At 71.2% G+C, this 14,933-nt stretch carries 13 protein-coding genes; 5 read left to right on the top strand and 8 right to left on the bottom strand.

All coding sequences use genetic code 11. The features are described from left to right. Positions 1 to 147 precede the first annotated feature (147 nt). On the bottom strand, positions 148 to 1,185 hold the full coding sequence (locus tag BMZ82_RS16025; protein ID WP_093776165.1) for a LacI family DNA-binding transcriptional regulator: 1,038 nt from the start codon (positions 1,183 to 1,185) through the stop codon (positions 148 to 150). Continuing rightward, complete coding sequence (locus tag BMZ82_RS16020; protein WP_093776163.1) at positions 1,182 to 3,554, bottom strand: glycoside hydrolase family 2 protein; 2,373 nt, start codon at positions 3,552 to 3,554, stop codon at positions 1,182 to 1,184. Before BMZ82_RS16020 ends, BMZ82_RS16025 begins: the two co-directional genes overlap by 4 nt. A gap of 195 nt (positions 3,555 to 3,749) precedes the next feature. On the opposite strand from BMZ82_RS16020, the gene BMZ82_RS16015 reads away from it, so the two are divergent. From BMZ82_RS16015 to BMZ82_RS16005, 3 genes are read left to right on the top strand one after another with little or no spacing between them, the layout of a single operon-like run. Further along, positions 3,750 to 5,069 carry an ABC transporter substrate-binding protein gene (locus tag BMZ82_RS16015; RefSeq protein WP_093776301.1) on the top strand — a complete coding sequence of 440 codons (1,320 nt, stop codon included), beginning with the start codon at positions 3,750 to 3,752 and terminating at the stop codon, positions 5,067 to 5,069. Beyond that, positions 5,069 to 5,962: a carbohydrate ABC transporter permease gene (locus tag BMZ82_RS16010; protein ID WP_093776161.1), complete on the top strand. Its 894-nt coding sequence runs from the start codon at positions 5,069 to 5,071 to the stop codon at positions 5,960 to 5,962. The genes BMZ82_RS16015 and BMZ82_RS16010 overlap by 1 nt, the downstream gene beginning before the upstream one ends. Next, positions 5,959 to 6,789 (top strand): carbohydrate ABC transporter permease, encoded by an 831-nt coding sequence (locus tag BMZ82_RS16005; RefSeq protein WP_093776159.1) that lies wholly within the window; start codon positions 5,959 to 5,961, stop codon positions 6,787 to 6,789. The genes BMZ82_RS16010 and BMZ82_RS16005 overlap by 4 nt, the downstream gene beginning before the upstream one ends. 6 nt (positions 6,790 to 6,795) lie before the next feature. Here BMZ82_RS16005 and BMZ82_RS16000 read toward each other — a convergent pair whose 3' ends face one another. The 3 genes from BMZ82_RS16000 to BMZ82_RS15990 form a co-directional block, all read right to left on the bottom strand. After that, positions 6,796 to 8,106 (bottom strand): ribonuclease D, encoded by a 1,311-nt coding sequence (locus BMZ82_RS16000; RefSeq protein ID WP_093776157.1) that lies wholly within the window; start codon positions 8,104 to 8,106, stop codon positions 6,796 to 6,798. Positions 8,107 to 8,260: 154 nt separating this feature from the next. After that, on the bottom strand, positions 8,261 to 8,920 hold the full coding sequence (locus BMZ82_RS15995; protein ID WP_093776155.1) for a helix-turn-helix transcriptional regulator: 660 nt from the start codon (positions 8,918 to 8,920) through the stop codon (positions 8,261 to 8,263). A 354-nt stretch (positions 8,921 to 9,274) separates the two neighbouring features. Further along, positions 9,275 to 9,943 (bottom strand): DUF3000 domain-containing protein, encoded by a 669-nt coding sequence (locus BMZ82_RS15990; protein ID WP_093776153.1) that lies wholly within the window; start codon positions 9,941 to 9,943, stop codon positions 9,275 to 9,277. A 175-nt stretch (positions 9,944 to 10,118) separates the two neighbouring features. Between BMZ82_RS15990 and hemE the strand changes: the two genes are divergently transcribed. Then, positions 10,119 to 11,186, top strand: coding sequence for a uroporphyrinogen decarboxylase (gene hemE / locus BMZ82_RS15985; protein ID WP_093776152.1), 1,068 nt, complete (start codon positions 10,119 to 10,121; stop codon positions 11,184 to 11,186). Positions 11,187 to 11,192: 6 nt separating this feature from the next. On the opposite strand, the gene BMZ82_RS15980 is transcribed toward hemE, so the two are convergent. After that, positions 11,193 to 12,005 (bottom strand): rhomboid family intramembrane serine protease, encoded by an 813-nt coding sequence (locus BMZ82_RS15980; RefSeq protein WP_093776151.1) that lies wholly within the window; start codon positions 12,003 to 12,005, stop codon positions 11,193 to 11,195. 126 nt (positions 12,006 to 12,131) lie between these two features. On the opposite strand from BMZ82_RS15980, the gene BMZ82_RS15975 reads away from it, so the two are divergent. After that, positions 12,132 to 12,404 carry a hypothetical protein gene (locus BMZ82_RS15975; RefSeq protein WP_093776149.1) on the top strand — a complete coding sequence of 91 codons (273 nt, stop codon included), beginning with the start codon at positions 12,132 to 12,134 and terminating at the stop codon, positions 12,402 to 12,404. 23 nt (positions 12,405 to 12,427) lie between these two features. Here BMZ82_RS15975 and BMZ82_RS15970 read toward each other — a convergent pair whose 3' ends face one another. Both BMZ82_RS15970 and BMZ82_RS15965 read right to left on the bottom strand, forming a co-directional pair. Beyond that, complete coding sequence (locus BMZ82_RS15970) at positions 12,428 to 13,801, bottom strand: FAD-dependent oxidoreductase (RefSeq protein ID WP_093776147.1); 1,374 nt, start codon at positions 13,799 to 13,801, stop codon at positions 12,428 to 12,430. A gap of 27 nt (positions 13,802 to 13,828) precedes the next feature. Then, on the bottom strand, positions 13,829 to 14,803 hold the full coding sequence (locus tag BMZ82_RS15965; protein ID WP_093776145.1) for a DUF4349 domain-containing protein: 975 nt from the start codon (positions 14,801 to 14,803) through the stop codon (positions 13,829 to 13,831). Positions 14,804 to 14,933 lie beyond the last annotated feature (130 nt).

Here is a 14,933-nt window from a genome sequence, read left to right as displayed (position 1 = left end):
CGACACGCAAGCGCTGAGCGCGCGCTCAGAACCCATGCTACTTGTGGGTAACGTGGCTGCCCAGTCCGGGAGGGCCAAGCGGCGAAGGTCACACCCGAGAAACATTCGCAGGCCCGCCCGCCATCCCCTTCTCCGTCCCGCCCGCGCTCACGTCCGGGGCGGCGCGGTCGACCCTCTCGGCGTCAGCACCGGCGTCGGCACGGGGTGCGAGCCCGGGCCCGCACCCGTGATCACCCCGAACAGCGTCCGCGCCGCCTCCGCGCCGAATCCGTGCACGTCATGGCTCATCGCGGAGAGCGTCGGATGGGTGAGCCGGCACAACTGCGAGTCGTCCCAGGCGAGCAGCGAGACGTCCCCCGGCACCCCGAGCCCCATCTCGGCGGCCACCGCCAGCCCGGCCACCGCCATGATGTCGTTGTCGTAGACGATGGCCGTCGGCCGGTCCGGCGGCGCGGCGGTCAGCATCGACCGGGTGGCCCGCGCCCCCGCCTCCCCGGAGTAGTCCGTGGCGACCTGCCACGCCCCGGCCAGCCCCAGGCTCCGCGCCGCCGCGTCGAAGGCCGCCGTCCGGATCGTCGTGTGCCCGAGCGCCGCCGCGCCCCCGACCCGGGCGACCCGCCGGTGCCCGAGCGCCGCGAGATACCGCACCGCCTCCGTCACCGCCGTCGTGTCGTCGGTCCATACGGACGTCAGGCTCCCGGTCAGCGAGGGGTGCCCGACCGCGACGACCGGTATCCCGAGCCGTTCGGCCGCCGCCACCCGGGGGTCGTCGGCGCGGAAGTCGACGAGGATCGACCCGCCGATCTGGCGGCCCCGCCACCACGACTCGTGCAGCCCGACCTCCTCCTCGACGGTGCGCACCAGCCGCAGCAGCAGCGAGCAGGAGTGCTCGGTCAGCACGCTCTCCACCCCGGAGACGAACTCCATGTAGAACGGCTCCAGGCCCAGCATCCGGGCCGGCCGGCAGATCGCCAGCCCCACCACGTCCACCCGGGAGCTGGACAGCGACCGGGCCGTGAGGTTCGGCTCCCAGCCCAGCTCCCGCGCCGCCGCGAAGATCCGGTCCCGGGTCGCCTCCGACAGCCCCGGCTTGCGGTTGAAGGCCAGCGACACGGCACCCTTGGACACTCCGGCGCGCGCGGCGACGTCCTTGATGGTGACGCGGGGCGACGGGGAGGCTGTCATCGAGCGGGCTCCTGGCAGTACAGCGCGGCCCGGGCGGCGGCGGCGTCCGGAGTCTCCCAGCCCTCGACCCCGATGGTCACCCGCTCCCCGGGCAGCAACGTCACCAGCCCCCGGTCCGCGCGCGCCCCCGGATCCAGCCGGTCGGCCTGCAACAACAGATCCCGTACGAGGGTGCGGGCCGTGACCGTGACGGCCCCCGGCGCCACACTCACCTCGAACTCGGGCGTCGGGTAAGGGATTTCACGGTCGGGCACCGGAAAGTACACGGCCCGCAGCCCGTCCAGGTCGGCCACCAGGAACTCCTTCGCCCCGTCCGGCGTCAGCTCCACCGGCACCCGCACCTCGCCCACCGCCCGCGCCCCGACGGCCAGTTCGACGCTCGCCGCGCCGACCACCTCCCCGGCCACGGACACCCGCCGCAACGACAGGGTCCCCGTCCACGGCTCGGCGGACTGGTTGACGGCCGCCAACACCAGCTCCTCACCGCGCACTTGAAGCGTGAGCAGTCGGTCCCCGTACAGTCGGCGCAGCTCGTGGTAGAGCGGTTTCTCCCGCCCGTCCCCGTCGATCGCCGCCCAGGACGTCACCGGCCAGCAGTCGTTGAGCTGCCAGACGATCGTGCCCGCGCACACCGGCCAGTGCGACCGCCAGTGCTCGATGCCCGTCGCCACCGCCCGCGCCTGATTGACCTGCGTGAGGTAGTGCCACCGGTCGAAGTCCCCCTCGGGCAGGGCGAAGTGGCGGGCGAGCCCGCGCTCCAGCTTGCCGTTGCCGTCCTCCGCCTTCTGGTGGTGCAGCATGCCGGGCGAGTCCGCCGCGAGCTCCTCACCCGGCAGCGCCCGCCGCAGCGTCGCGTACGCGGGCGGCGCCTGCCAGCCGAACTCGGCGACGAACCGCGGCACTTCGCTCCGGTACTCGGCGTAGTCCCGCCGGTTCCACACCTCCCACGAGTGGTGCGTGCCGTGCGCCGGATCGTTCGGATGGTGCTCCCACGAACCCGACCAGGGACTGCCCGCCGTGTACGGCCGCGTCGGGTCCAACTCGCCCATGACACGCGGCAGTACGCCCAGGTAGTACCCCTCGCCCCAGGAGTCCCCGCCGAGCCGCTCCGCCCACCCCCAGTCCCGGAACCCCCACAGGTTCTCGTTGTTCCCGTTCCACAGCACGAGCGACGGATGCGGCATCAGCCGTACGACGTTCTCCCGGGCCTCCGCCTCCACCTCGCCGCGCAGCGGCTGCTCCTCCGGGTAGGCCGCGCACGCGAACGGGAAGTCCTGCCAGACCAGCAGGCCCGACTCGTCGCAGGCGTCGTAGAAGTCCTCGCTCTCGTAGATCCCGCCGCCCCACACCCGGACCAGGTCGACCCCGGCGTCGGCGGCCTGCCGCAGCCGTGTGCGGTAGCGCTCCCGGGTCACCCGGGACGGGAACACGTCGTCCGGGATCCAGTTGACCCCCCGCGCGAAGAGCCGCTCCCCGTTGACGACCAGGGTGAACCCGGTGCCGTGCGCATCGGCCGAGGTGTCCAGCTCGACGCTGCGGAAACCGACCCGCCGCCGCCACACGTCGAGCGGCGCGTTCCCGTGATGCAACGTCAACTCGACGTCGTACAACGGCTGTTCGCCGTACCCGCGCGGCCACCACAGCTCCGCGTCCGGCACCTCCACCCGCACGACGCCGCGCGACCCCCTCACCTCGGCCCGCGCCCGCACGCCGCCCACCCGGGCCTCCAGGGTGAGCCCGGCCTCCACCCGGGTGCGCTCCACGTCCACGTGCAACTCCACGACCCCGACGCCCTGTTCGACGGTGACCAGCGGGCGCACCCGCGCCAGCCGGGCCGTCGACCAGCGCTCCACCCGCACCGGCCGCCAGATCCCGGCCGTCACCAGGGTCGGCCCCCAGTCCCAGCCGAACGAGCAGGCCATCTTGCGCACGTACTGGTACGGCTCGGCGTAGGCGGCCGGGCGGTCGCCGACCCTCCCGCGCACGGCCTCCGCCTCCGCGTAGGCCGAGACGAACCGGACGGCCAGCGGCCCGCTCAGCCCCGTCACGTCGAACCGGTACGAGCGGTGCATGTTCCGCACCCGGCCCAGGAGTCGACCGCCGAGCGTGATCTCCGCGACCGTGTCGAGCCCGTCGAAGACCAGGTCGGTCTGCTCATGCCCGGACACCGCCGCGGGCAGCTCCGTCTCGTACGTCCACTCGCGCCGCCCCACCCACGCGACCTCGGTCTCACCCGTGCCGAGGAACGGGTCCGGGATCACCCCGGCGGCGAGCAGATCGGTGTGCACACAGCCCGGCACCACGGCCGGGAGCGCCTTTCCCTCGTGCCGCAACTGCCATCCGTCGTCGAGCGGTGAGGCCTCCAGCATGCGCACTCCCTAAACCGGTCAAGCCCATAACTGAGCGCCATGTATTCATCGTTGGCGGGAATGGGACTTTACCGGTTGAGGAAAGCGCTGTCAGAGTGCCGAATCAGCCAACCCGCTCGTGTTCGACCACCCCGCACGTGCTCATCCGTCCCGAGAACGGAAGTGACGCACATGAACCGGCACATGAACCGGCACCTGAACCGCCGAACAGTCCAGGTCCTCGCCACGGTCGCGGGAGCGGCCCTGCTGCTCCCGGGCTGCACCGGCACCGGAGCCAGCACCAAGGGCGCGGACGCCAACGCGCCCGCCGACCCGGCGAAGGTCAGCGGCACCATCACGGTCCTCACCGTGCGGACCGACCTCGTGCAGGACGGCACGATGAAAAAGTACGCCGCCGAATTCAACAAGACCTATCCCAAGGTCACAGTGGAGTTCCAGGCCCTCACCAACTACGAGTCCGAGATCAAGATCCGCATGAACACGGACGACTACGGCGACGTCCTGCTGATCCCCGCGGTCATCAAGAAGGACGACTACCCGAAGTTCTTCGCCTCCCTCGGCACCGCCGCCGAACGCGGCAGGAAATACCGGTTCACCGACTACACCACCGTCGGCGGCAAGGTCTACGGCCAGAGCCCGGTCGGCGTGATGCCCGGCTTCGTCTACAACAAGCGGATCTGGAAGGAGGCCGGGGTCACCCGATGGCCCACCACCCCGGCCGAGTTCCTCACCGACCTGAAGGCGATCAAGGCCAGGACCGACGCGGTGCCCTACTACACCAACTTCGCCGCGCAGTGGCCGCTGACCTCATGGACGTACGTCGACGGCGCGGTCCACTGCGACCCTCAGGCCACCGCGAAGCTCGCCGCGGGCGACCCCTGGGCCGCGGGCTCCGACCTGCGCGTCGGGGACACGCTGCTGTACGACATCGTCAAGCAGGGCCTCGCCGAGAAGGACCCGACGACCAGCAACTGGGAGGAGTCCAAGCCCCGTACGGCCAAGGGCGAGATCGCCACCCAGTGGCTCGGCACCTGGGCGATCATCCAGTTCCAGGACGCCGCGAAGAAGGCCGGCGTGAACCCGGACGACATCGGCTTCATGCCGTTCCCCGCCCAGACGGACGGCGCGTACTGCGCGACCGTCGGCCCCGACTACAACCAGGCCGTCAACGTCCACTCGAAGCACAAGGAGGCGGCCCGCGCCTGGATCGACTGGTTCACCGACAAGTCCGGCTACGACAAGGACAACCTGGCGATCTCCCCGCTCAAGGACGCGGCCATGCCCGACGTGCTGAAGCCGTACGAGACGGCGGGCGTCAAACTCATCGAGCTGGACGACACGGCGGGCGCGAAGGTCAAGCTGATCGACGACGAGTCCGAGGTCGGCATCTACAAGCCCGAGTACCGCCAGGACCTGGTCGACCTCGCCCGCGGCGCGAAGAAGGGCAGCCTGGACGACTTCCTCGGCGGCCTCGGCAAGAAGTGGACCGCGGCGCAGACGAACGTGGGCGACTGATGACGCACACCCCCGCCCGCCGCACCCACACGGCCTGGCGGCTGCTGACGCCCTGGCTGTTCCTGCTCGCCCCGCTCGCCCTGCTGATCACCTTCACCTACGCGCCGATCGCCAACATGGTGGCCTACAGCTTCACCGACTGGGACGGCGTGAGCCCCGAACTGCACTACACGGGCGCCGAGAACTACACGGAGATCTTCACCAGGGAGGACCTCTTCCAGGTCTTCTGGGTGAGCGGCTACTACCTGGCCGCCTCGGTGATCCAGATCGTCGCCGCGCTCTACTTCGCGACGATCCTGAGCTTCGACATCCGTTTCCGGAACTTCTTCAAGGGCGTGCTCTTCTTCCCGTCCCTGGTCAACGGCGTGGCGATCGGCTTCGTCTTCCTCTACTTCTTCCAGGACCGCGGCACCTTCGACACGGTCCTCGGCCTCTTCGGCTACCACACCGACCACGCCTGGCTAGGCACCCCGACCTCGGCGAACGTCTCCCTGGCCGGCGTCTCGATCTGGCGCTACCTCGGCATGAACTTCGTCCTGTTCCTCGGCGCGATCCAGTCCATCCCGGGGGAGCTGTACGAGGCGGCCGAACTGGACGGCGCGGGCCGCTGGCACCAGTTCCGCTACATCATCCTGCCCGGCATCAAGCCGGTGCTGACCCTGACGGTGATCCTGTCCGTCTCCGGCTCGCTGTCGGCGTTCGAGATCCCGTACATCATGACCGGCGGGGCGACCGGCACCGAGACCTTCGTGATCCAGACCGTGAAGCTGGCTTTCCAGTTCAACAAGACGGGGCTCGCCTCGGCGGCGGCCGTCGTGCTGCTGCTGATCATCCTGCTGGTCACCTGGGTGCAGCGACGCCTCGTCCCCGACGACAGGGTGGACCTCGTATGACACGCCGAGCCGTGGCCCGCGCCCTCGTGTACCTGTCGTTGCTCGCCGCGACGCTGATCGTCCTGCTCCCGCTGGGCGTCGTCCTCCTGACGTCCCTGAAGACCGAGAACGAGACGGCGGACGGCGGCGGAGCGCTCACGCTCCCGCACGACCTGCTGAACTTCCACAACTACGTGACGGCGTTCCAGGACGGCGGCATGCTCAGGGCGTTCGGGAACACCGCCTTCATCCTCGTCGTCTCGGTCGGCGGCACGGTCCTCATCGGCTCGATGACGGCGTACGCGATCGACCGGTTCACCTTCCGCTTCCGGAAACTGGTGATCGCCCTGTTCCTGGTCGCCGCGCTGGTCCCCGGGGTGACCACCCAGGTGGCCACCTTCCAGATCGTCCACAGCCTCGGCATGTTCGACACCCGCTGGGCGCCCATCGCCCTCTACATGGGCACGGACATCGTCTCGATCTACATCTTCCTGCAGTTCGTGCGCTCGATCCCGATCTCCCTGGACGAGGCCGCCCGGCTCGACGGCGCCAACGCCTTCACGATCTACCGGAAGATCATCTTCCCGCTGCTGAAACCCGCGATCGCGACGGTCGTGATCGTGAAGGGGATCGCCGTCTACAACGACTTCTACATCCCGTTCCTCTACATGCCGTCACAAGATCTTGGCGTGATCTCGACGTCCCTGTTCCGCTTCAAGGGCCCCTACGCGGCCCACTGGGAAACGATCTCGGCAGGAGCGGTCCTGGTCATCCTGCCGACACTGATCGTTTTCCTGGCCCTCCAGAAGTACATCTACAACGGCTTCATGAGAGGAGCGACGAGGTGAGGGGCTTCAGGCCGAGCCCGAGCCCGAGTCCGAGCCCGAGTCCGCCAGCGCAGCGGCCAGAACGGGAGCGACCTGCTCCACCTGCCAGGCCCGCGCCCCGTACGAAGCAAGCGCGTGCGCGACCTTCTCCCCGTCCAGCGGCTTCGGCGGCTCCCAGCAGACCCTGCGCACCGAGTCCGGAGCGATGAGGTTCTCCTGCGGCATGTTCAGCTCCTCGGCCAGCGCCGAGACGGCCGACCGCGCCGCACTCAGCCGCGCGGCCGCCGCCGGATCCTTGTCGGCCCAGGCCCGCGGCGGTGGCGGCCCCGTCACCTGCTGCCCCGGCTGCGGCAGTTGGGACTCGCCGAGCGCCTTCGCGCGGTCGACGGCCGCCTGCCACTGCTCGAGCTGCCGTCGTCCCATCCGGTGCCCGAAGCCGTTCAGCGCGGCGAGCGCCTGCACGTTCAGCGGAAGCCCGAGCGCGGCCTCCACGATGGCCGCGTCCGACAGCACCTTGCCCGGCGACACGTCCCGCCGCTGCGCGATCTTGTCCCGGGTCTGCCACAGCTCCCGCACGACCCCCAACTGCCGCCGCCGGCGCACCTTGTGCATGCCGGACGTACGCCGCCACGGGTCCTTGCGGGGCTCGGGCGGCGGGGCGGAGGCGATCGCGTCGAACTCCTGGTGGGCCCACTCCAGCTTGCCCTGCCGGTCGAGCTCCTTCTCCAGCGCGTCGCGCAGGTCGACCAGGAGCTCGACGTCGAGGGCCGCGTACCGCAGCCACGGCTCGGGCAGCGGCCGCGTCGACCAGTCGACCGCGGAGTGGCCCTTCTCGAGGACGAAGCCCAGCACGCCTTCGACCATGGCGCCGAGGCCGACCCGCGGGAATCCGGCGAGCCGTCCGGCCAGCTCGGTGTCGAACAGCCGCGTCGGCACCATGCCTATCTCGCGCAGACACGGCAGATCCTGGGTGGCCGCGTGCAGCACCCACTCGACGTCGGAGAGGGCCTCGCCGAGCGCGGAGAGGTCCGGGCAGGCCACGGGGTCGATCAGCGCGCTGCCGGCGCCCTGGCGACGAAGCTGCACCAGATAGGCGCGCTGTCCGTAGCGGTAGCCGGACGCCCGCTCGGCGTCCACGGCGACGGGACCGGAGCCGGCGGCGAAGGCGGCGATCACCTCGGCGAGGGAGGCGTCGTCGACGATCACGGGAGGAATGCCCTCGCGCGGTTCCAGCAGAGGTGTCGGCGCCCCGGAAGCAGTGGATCCGCCATCGTCCGGAGGGGCGCCTCCGGTGGTTCGCAGTGAGCTGGCTGCTGCGGTTTCTTGGGCGTCGGTCACCTGTCAAGGGTATCCGTGTATCGACGGCGCCCGCCGACGGAACGTTCCGTCGACGGGCGTCAGAGGGTCGTAAACCAGTCAGCTCGGTGAAGTCGGGGTGAAGGAGGGGGTGAGGGAGGGCTCGGGGGCGGGTGCGGGCGCGGGGGAGGGCGGGTCAGTGGATGATGCCGGTCCGCAGGGCCACCGCGACCATGCCGGCGCGGTCGCCCGTGCCGAGCTTGCGGGCGATGCGGGCGAGGTGGCTCTTGACGGTCAGCGCCGACAGGCCCATCGAGACGCCGATCGCCTTGTTGGACTGGCCCTCCGCGACCAGCCGCAGCACCTCGACCTCACGGCCGGAGAGCTCGCGGTAGCCGCCCGGGTGGCTCGGGGCGCCCGGGGGGCGGCGGTGCAGCCGGGCGGCCGAACCGATGGGCGCGCCGCCGGGCCGGTTGGGGAGCCCGAGGTTGGTGCGGGTGCCGGTGACGACGTAGCCCTTGACGCCGCCCGCGAGGGCGTTGCGCACGGCGCCGATGTCGTCGGCGGCGGAGAGGGCGAGGCCGTTGGGCCAGCCCGCGGCGCGGGTCTCCGACAGGAGGGTGAGGCCGGAGCCGTCGGGCAGGTGGACGTCGGCGACGCAGATGTCGCGGGGGTTGCCGATGCGGGGACGAGCCTCCGCGATGGACGAGGCCTCGATGACGTCGCGCACACCGAGCGCCCACAGGTGACGGGTGACGGTGGAGCGGACGCGCGGGTCGGCCACGACCACCATGGCGGTGGGCTTGTTCGGGCGGTAGGCGACCAGGCTTGCGGGCTGCTCGAGGAGAACGGACACCAGGCCTCCTGGGTGGGGGACGGGAGCCGGCTCGTGGGGCTCGTGGGGATGAAGCCGGGACGAACCGTGCTTTCAAGGTCACAGTCGTCTTCGGCAGTAAACCTGGGGTCCTTTAGAGAATGATCACGATCTAGTGAGTAACAATCTGTGCAATTCGGACACGCGATCGATCATCCGAAGATCGAGTCGGTTTTAAGTGGATGCCTTACGGGATCGAAAATGGTCGTATCGACAAAGAGACGGTCATTGAGGCAGGGACGGTCATTGAGGCAGGGGCGGGCATTGAGGCAGAGACGGGCAATCAGGCAGAGACGGTCATCGTCAAAGGGATGGTGGTCGGCGGCGGACAGCCGGTCAACGTGACTGCGGGCCTCTGCGCTGGGGCAGCGTCACCACCGACGCGTCGCCAGGACCTGCCGGCGGCAGCCCGGCGACCTGCGCCAGCAGATCGCACCAGGACGCCAGGTGCGCCCCCGTGTCCGGCACCCCGCCCAGGCCCTCGCGCGGTGTCCAGGAGGCCCGGATCTCGATCTGCGAGTTCGCCGGGCGCTCGGCGAGCCCGCCGAAGTAGTGCGAACTCGCGCGTGTGACGGTCCCGCTCGGCTCGCCGCAGGCCAGCCCGCGCGCCTGGAGCGCGCCGGTCAGCCACGACCAGCACACGTCCGGCAGCAGCGGGTCGGCGGCCATCTCCGGCTCCAGCTCGGCCCGCACGAGGGTGACCAGGCGGAACGTTCCGCGCCAGGCGTCGTGCCCGGCCGGATCGTGCAGCAGCACCAGACGGCCGTCGGCCAGATCCTGGTCGCCGTCCACGACCGTCGCCTCCAGGGCGTACCCGAACGGGGCGAGCCGCTTCGGAGCCGGTGTCGGCTCGACCTCGATCTGCGGCCGCAACCGGGCCGCCCTCAGCGCGTCGACGGCGGCCCGGAAGGGCAACGGAGTCGACGCACTCCCATCCCGGTCCCCCTCGTTCGCGTCATCCATCCCGCCAGCGCCGTCCGACAGTCGTCCCTGAGCCGCAGCCATGCGGGGAAGATTAAGGGGAACGGGGCCTTCGCGCAGGGCAAGACACCCGCGCGGGGCTCGCGGACGGGTGCGCGCTGGGCGAACAGGCGCACGGACCGCGCACACCCGAGGCGCGGCGCACAGGTGCCGCAGGGGGCGGGCCCGGTGGCTCGCGGGCCGTGCGAGACTTGCCGTCGTGAGCGCGAACGAGAGCCCCGCGGGCCGCCAGCCGACAGCGACGTACGACAGTGCCTTCCTGAAGGCGTGCAGGCGCGAGCCCGTGCCGCACACGCCAGTGTGGTTCATGCGGCAGGCCGGCCGTTCGCTGCCCGAGTACCACAAGGCGCGCGAGGGCATCGCGATGCTCGACTCCTGCACGCGGCCCGAGCTGGTGGCCGAGATCACGCTCCAGCCGGTGCGCCGGCACAACGTGGACGCGGCGGTCTACTACAGCGACATCGTCGTCCCGCTCAAGGCCATCGGCATCGACCTCGACATCAAGCCCGGCGTCGGCCCGGTCGTCGCGAACCCGATCCGCACCCGCGCCGACCTCGCCCAGCTCCGCGACCTCACCCCCGAGGACGTCTCCTACGTCACGGAGGCCATCGGCCTGCTGACCGCCGAGCTCGGCGCCACCCCCCTCATCGGCTTCGCCGGCGCCCCGTTCACCCTCGCGAGCTACCTCATCGAGGGCGGCCCGTCCCGCACGTACGAGAACGCCAAGGCGATCATGTACGGCGACCCCGAGCTCTGGGCCGACCTCCTGGACCGCCTCGCCGACATCACGGCCGCCTTCCTCAAGGTCCAGATCGAGGCGGGCGCCAGCGCCGTCCAGCTCTTCGACTCGTGGGCCGGCGCGCTCGCCCCGGTGGACTACCGCCGCTCGGTCCTCCCCGCCTCCGCGAAGGTCTTCAAGGCCGTCGAGGGGTACGGCGTCCCGCGCATCCACTTCGGCGTCGGCACCGGCGAGCTGCTCGGCCTGATGGGCGAGGCCGGCGCGGACGTCGTGGGCGTCGACTGGCGCGTCCCGCTCGACGAGGCAGCGCGCCGGGTCGGCCCCGGCAAGGCGCTCCAGGGCAACCTCGACTCGACCGTCCTGTTCGCCGGCACCGAGGCCGTCGAGGCGAAGACCCGCGAGGTCCTCGACGCGGCGAAGGGCCTGGAGGGCCACATCTTCAACCTCGGGCACGGCGTGATGCCGTCCACCGACCCGGACGCGCTCACCCGGCTCACCGAGTACGTCCACACGCAGACGGCCCGCTAGGCGCGCTCACCACGTGTGCCGGGGCCGCGCCCGTCTGCCGAACAGCAGGCCGCGCGGTTCCGGCGGCGGGGGCGTGCCGGGCTTGAGCGGCCAGGCCAGCAGCATGCCCACCAGGAACCCGACGACATGCGCCGCGTACGCCACGGTGCCCACGTCGGAGACGCCCTCGCCGGAGGAGTACACGGCCTGAAGGCCGAACCAGAAGCCAAGCACCAGCCAGGCCGGCAGGCGCAGCGGCAGGAACACCAGGAACGGGACGAGCACCCACACCCTGGCCTTCGGATACAGCACCAGATAGGCGCCCAGCACCCCCGCGATCGCCCCCGACGCGCCGATCAGCGGGTCGGTCGAGTCGGCGTTCAGCAGCGCGAAGCCGTAGGACGCCGCGTAGCCGCAGACGACGTAGAAGAGCGCGAAGCGGACGTGGCCCATGCGGTCCTCGATGTTGTTTCCGAAGATCAGCAGAAACAGCATGTTGCCCAGCAGGTGCAGCCAGCCGCCGTGCAGGAACATCGCGGTCAGGACGCTCAGCGCCGGCGACTTGTCGTAGCCCGGCGGGCCCAGTTGGCAGGACGCGCCGCGCACCTCGCCGGTGGGGACGAGCTGCGGCAGGTGATGGTGGATCAACTCGCGCGGTACGGCCGCGAAGTGCTCCAGGAAGGCGTGCAGATGGCAGCTCTGCGCGAGGCCGCTGTCACCCGCCACGGAGCCGGACAGGCCCGGCATGAACCAGAACACGAGGACGTTCACCGCGATCAGCGCGTACGTCACCACGGGGGTGCGGCGCGCGGGGTTCACGTCATGGACGGGGATGACCACAGGAAATTACTGCCCGCGATCCGTTCGACGAATCGGTGAACGCGTCTTCGCACGGGCGCGTATGAACCGGCAACCGCTCGCGGCACGAAGGAAGGCGGGCCGCGGGGACGACGTGAGGAACAGGCGATGAACGACCGAGTTACTCCCCCCATGCACGCCACGCCCGACGGCGAGGCGGAGATCTCCCTGGTGATCCGGCTGCCCTGGGAGGACGTGGCACGACTCGGCCAGGAGGCCGGGCGGCTCGCTTCGCAGATGCAGCGGCCGGTGACCCTGGACGAGGCCGTCAGCCACCGGCTGCGGACCCGGCCGGCGGTCGCGGCACACGCGAAGCCGATGGAGCAGCAGACGGCGCCGGCCGCGGTTTCCGCCCTGCCGAGGCTCACCGGGACTGCTTAAGGAGCGGTCGCCCTGACGCCCGCCTAGAGGTTCCGTACTTTCGCTGCTGCCTTTCTTGCAGCTACCAGCACCGGGTCCCACACCGGGCTGAACGGCGGGGCGTAGCCCAGGTCCAGGGCTGTCATCTGCTCCACCGTCATTCCGGCCGTCAGGGCCACCGCCGCGATGTCCACGCGTTTGCCCGCGCCCTCCCTCCCGACGATCTGGACGCCCAGCAGCCGGCCCGTCCGGCGCTCGGCGAGCATCTTGACCGTCATGGGGGAGGCGCCGGGGTAGTAGCCGGCGCGGTTGGTGGACTCGATGGTGACCGTCTCCAACTGGAGGCCGACCCTGCGCGCGTCCTTCTCGCGCAGGCCCGTGCGGGCGATCTCCAGGTCGCACACCTTGCTGACGGCGGTCCCGACGACGCCCGGGAAGGTCGCGTACCCGCCGCCGACGTTGGCGCCGATGACCTGGCCGTGCTTGTTGGCGTGGGTGCCGAGGGCGATGTGCCGCTCCTGGCCCGAGACCAGGTCGAGGACCTCCACACAGTCGCCGCCCGCCCAGATCTCCTCATGGCCGCGCACCCGCATCGCCAGGTCCGTGAGCAGCCCGCCGTGCGCGCCCAGGGGCAGACCGGCGGCCTTCGCGAGCGCGGTCTCCGGGCGGACGCCGATGCCGAGGACCACCACGTCCGCCGGGTACTGGGCGTCCTTCGTGACCACCGCCCGCACCCGGCCGTCCGCGTCGGCGAGCAGCGCGGTGACCTCGGCGTCGTTCACCATGGTGATGCCCAGGCCCGTCATGGCCGCGTGCACCAGCCGGCCCATGTCCGGATCGAGGGTCGACATCGGCTCGCTGCCCCGGTTGACGACCGTCACCTCATACCCGCGGTTGATGAGCGCCTCGGCCATCTCCACGCCGATGTAACCGGCCCCCACGACGACCGCCCGCCGCCCACGCGCGCGTGCCAGCGTGTCGAGCAGCGCCTGCCCGTCGTCCAGCGTCTGCACCCCGTGCACGCCCTCGGCGTCCATCCCCGGCAGATCCGGCCGCACCGGCCGGGCCCCGGTCGCGACGACGAGCTTGTCGTACGACGTCCAGGACCGCGCCCCCGAATCCACGTCACGCGCGCGTACCCGCCGCCTCGCCACGTCGATCTCCGTGACCTCGGTGCGCAGCCGCAGATCGATGCCCCGCGCGCGGTGCTCCTCGGGCGTACGCGCGATCAGGTCGTCCCGCGCGGTGACGTCACCGCCCACCCAGTAGGGGATGCCGCACGCCGAGTACGACGTGAAGTGGCCGCGTTCGAAGGCGACGATCTCCAGTTCCCCGGGCCCCTTCAGACGCCGGGCCTGGGACGCCGCGGACATGCCCGCGGCGTCACCGCCGATCACGACCAGTCGCTCGATGCTCATACGAACACGCTACGGTGGACCCGCAGTTCAGTCCTGCCCAGGCACGCCCGCCGACGGCCCGCCCGGCTCCGCCCCGCTCACCTGTGCCGCGCGCTGCCGCCGGATCCGTCGCCGCGGCCGTACCAGCCGCAGCCACGCCAGCAGGAGCGCGGCGGCCACCGCGAGGAACGGCAGCAGCGCGCCGAACACGACGGTGATCCAGCGCAGCATCGTCACGAACGCGTCCCAGCCGCCCGCCAGCGCGTCCGTGAACCCGGGGTCGTCGTCCTTCTCGGCGGCGGGGGCGACCGGCTTCTGAGACAGGGTCAGGGTGACCGTGGCCAGGCTCGTGCGGTCCTTCAGGGACGCCTGCTGGGCGAGCAGCGCCTCCAGATCGGCCTCCCGGCTGCTCAACTCGCCCTCCAGGGTGACCACGTCGCTCAGTCGGGTGGCCCGGTCCATCAGCGCGCGGACCCGGGCGACGCTGGCGCGCTGCGAGGCGATCCGGCTCTCGACGTCGACGACCTGGTCGGTGACGTCCTGCGCCTTCGCCGTGCGCTCCAGGAGCTTGCCCGCGCCCTGGAGGGCGGCGAGGACGGCGTCGTACTTCTCGACGGGCACCCGCAGCACCACGCGGGTGTGTTCGGCGCCGTCCTCGTCCCGGCCGGTCGTCTCGTCGCCGATGTAGCCGCCCGCGTTCTCGGTGGTCGCGCGGGCCTCGTCGAGGGCCTTCGGCACGTCCTTGACCTGCACGGTCAGGGAGGCGGTGCGGATGATGCGAGCGGTGTTCAGCTTCGGCGCGGCGGTGGCCTGCGAGCCGCTCGCGCCCGCGCCCTCCTTCGCGTCCTGGGCGGCGCCGGGCTCCGGGGCGGCGGCCTTGTCGGCGCTGCTGCCCGCGCCCATGTCGTCCGCGCCGCTGCATCCGGTGAGCGCGAGGGCGGCGGCCAGCAGGAGCCCGGCCAGGGCATGGCCGGGCCGTACGGGACGTCGTACCGAAAGGCGTACCGATCGTCGTGTGCGCATGTGGGTCCCCCTGGGTTGTGACGACTGACGCTTCTTCGACGCATGGGCGGGCCGGGACGTTGGAGGGGATCGGTTCCGATGCGGTCACGGTCGGGACGCGGGAAGGACACCGGGGCGTGCCGGTGGGGCT

It is taken from the genome of Streptomyces sp. yr375 (assembly GCF_900110755.1).
Lineage (GTDB): Bacteria > Actinomycetota > Actinomycetes > Streptomycetales > Streptomycetaceae > Streptomyces.
This window is presented reverse-complemented; position numbering and strand designations above follow the sequence as displayed.

What these genes read in the sequence shown, in the direction of transcription:
- BMZ82_RS16005 (WP_093776159.1), top strand. Translation starts at nt 5,959, where the DNA reads ATGACACGCCGAGCCGTGGCCCGCGCCCTCGTGTACCTGTCGTTGCTC.
- BMZ82_RS16020 (WP_093776163.1), bottom strand. Translation starts at nt 3,554, where the DNA reads ATGCTGGAGGCCTCACCGCTCGACGACGGATGGCAGTTGCGGCACGAG.
- BMZ82_RS16010 (WP_093776161.1), top strand. Translation starts at nt 5,069, where the DNA reads ATGACGCACACCCCCGCCCGCCGCACCCACACGGCCTGGCGGCTGCTG.
- BMZ82_RS15970 (WP_093776147.1), bottom strand. Translation starts at nt 13,801, where the DNA reads ATGAGCATCGAGCGACTGGTCGTGATCGGCGGTGACGCCGCGGGCATG.
- BMZ82_RS15965 (WP_093776145.1), bottom strand. Translation starts at nt 14,803, where the DNA reads ATGCGCACACGACGATCGGTACGCCTTTCGGTACGACGTCCCGTACGG.
- BMZ82_RS15975 (WP_093776149.1), top strand. Translation starts at nt 12,132, where the DNA reads ATGAACGACCGAGTTACTCCCCCCATGCACGCCACGCCCGACGGCGAG.
- BMZ82_RS15990 (WP_093776153.1), bottom strand. Translation starts at nt 9,943, where the DNA reads ATGGCTGCGGCTCAGGGACGACTGTCGGACGGCGCTGGCGGGATGGAT.
- BMZ82_RS16025 (WP_093776165.1), bottom strand. Translation starts at nt 1,185, where the DNA reads ATGACAGCCTCCCCGTCGCCCCGCGTCACCATCAAGGACGTCGCCGCG.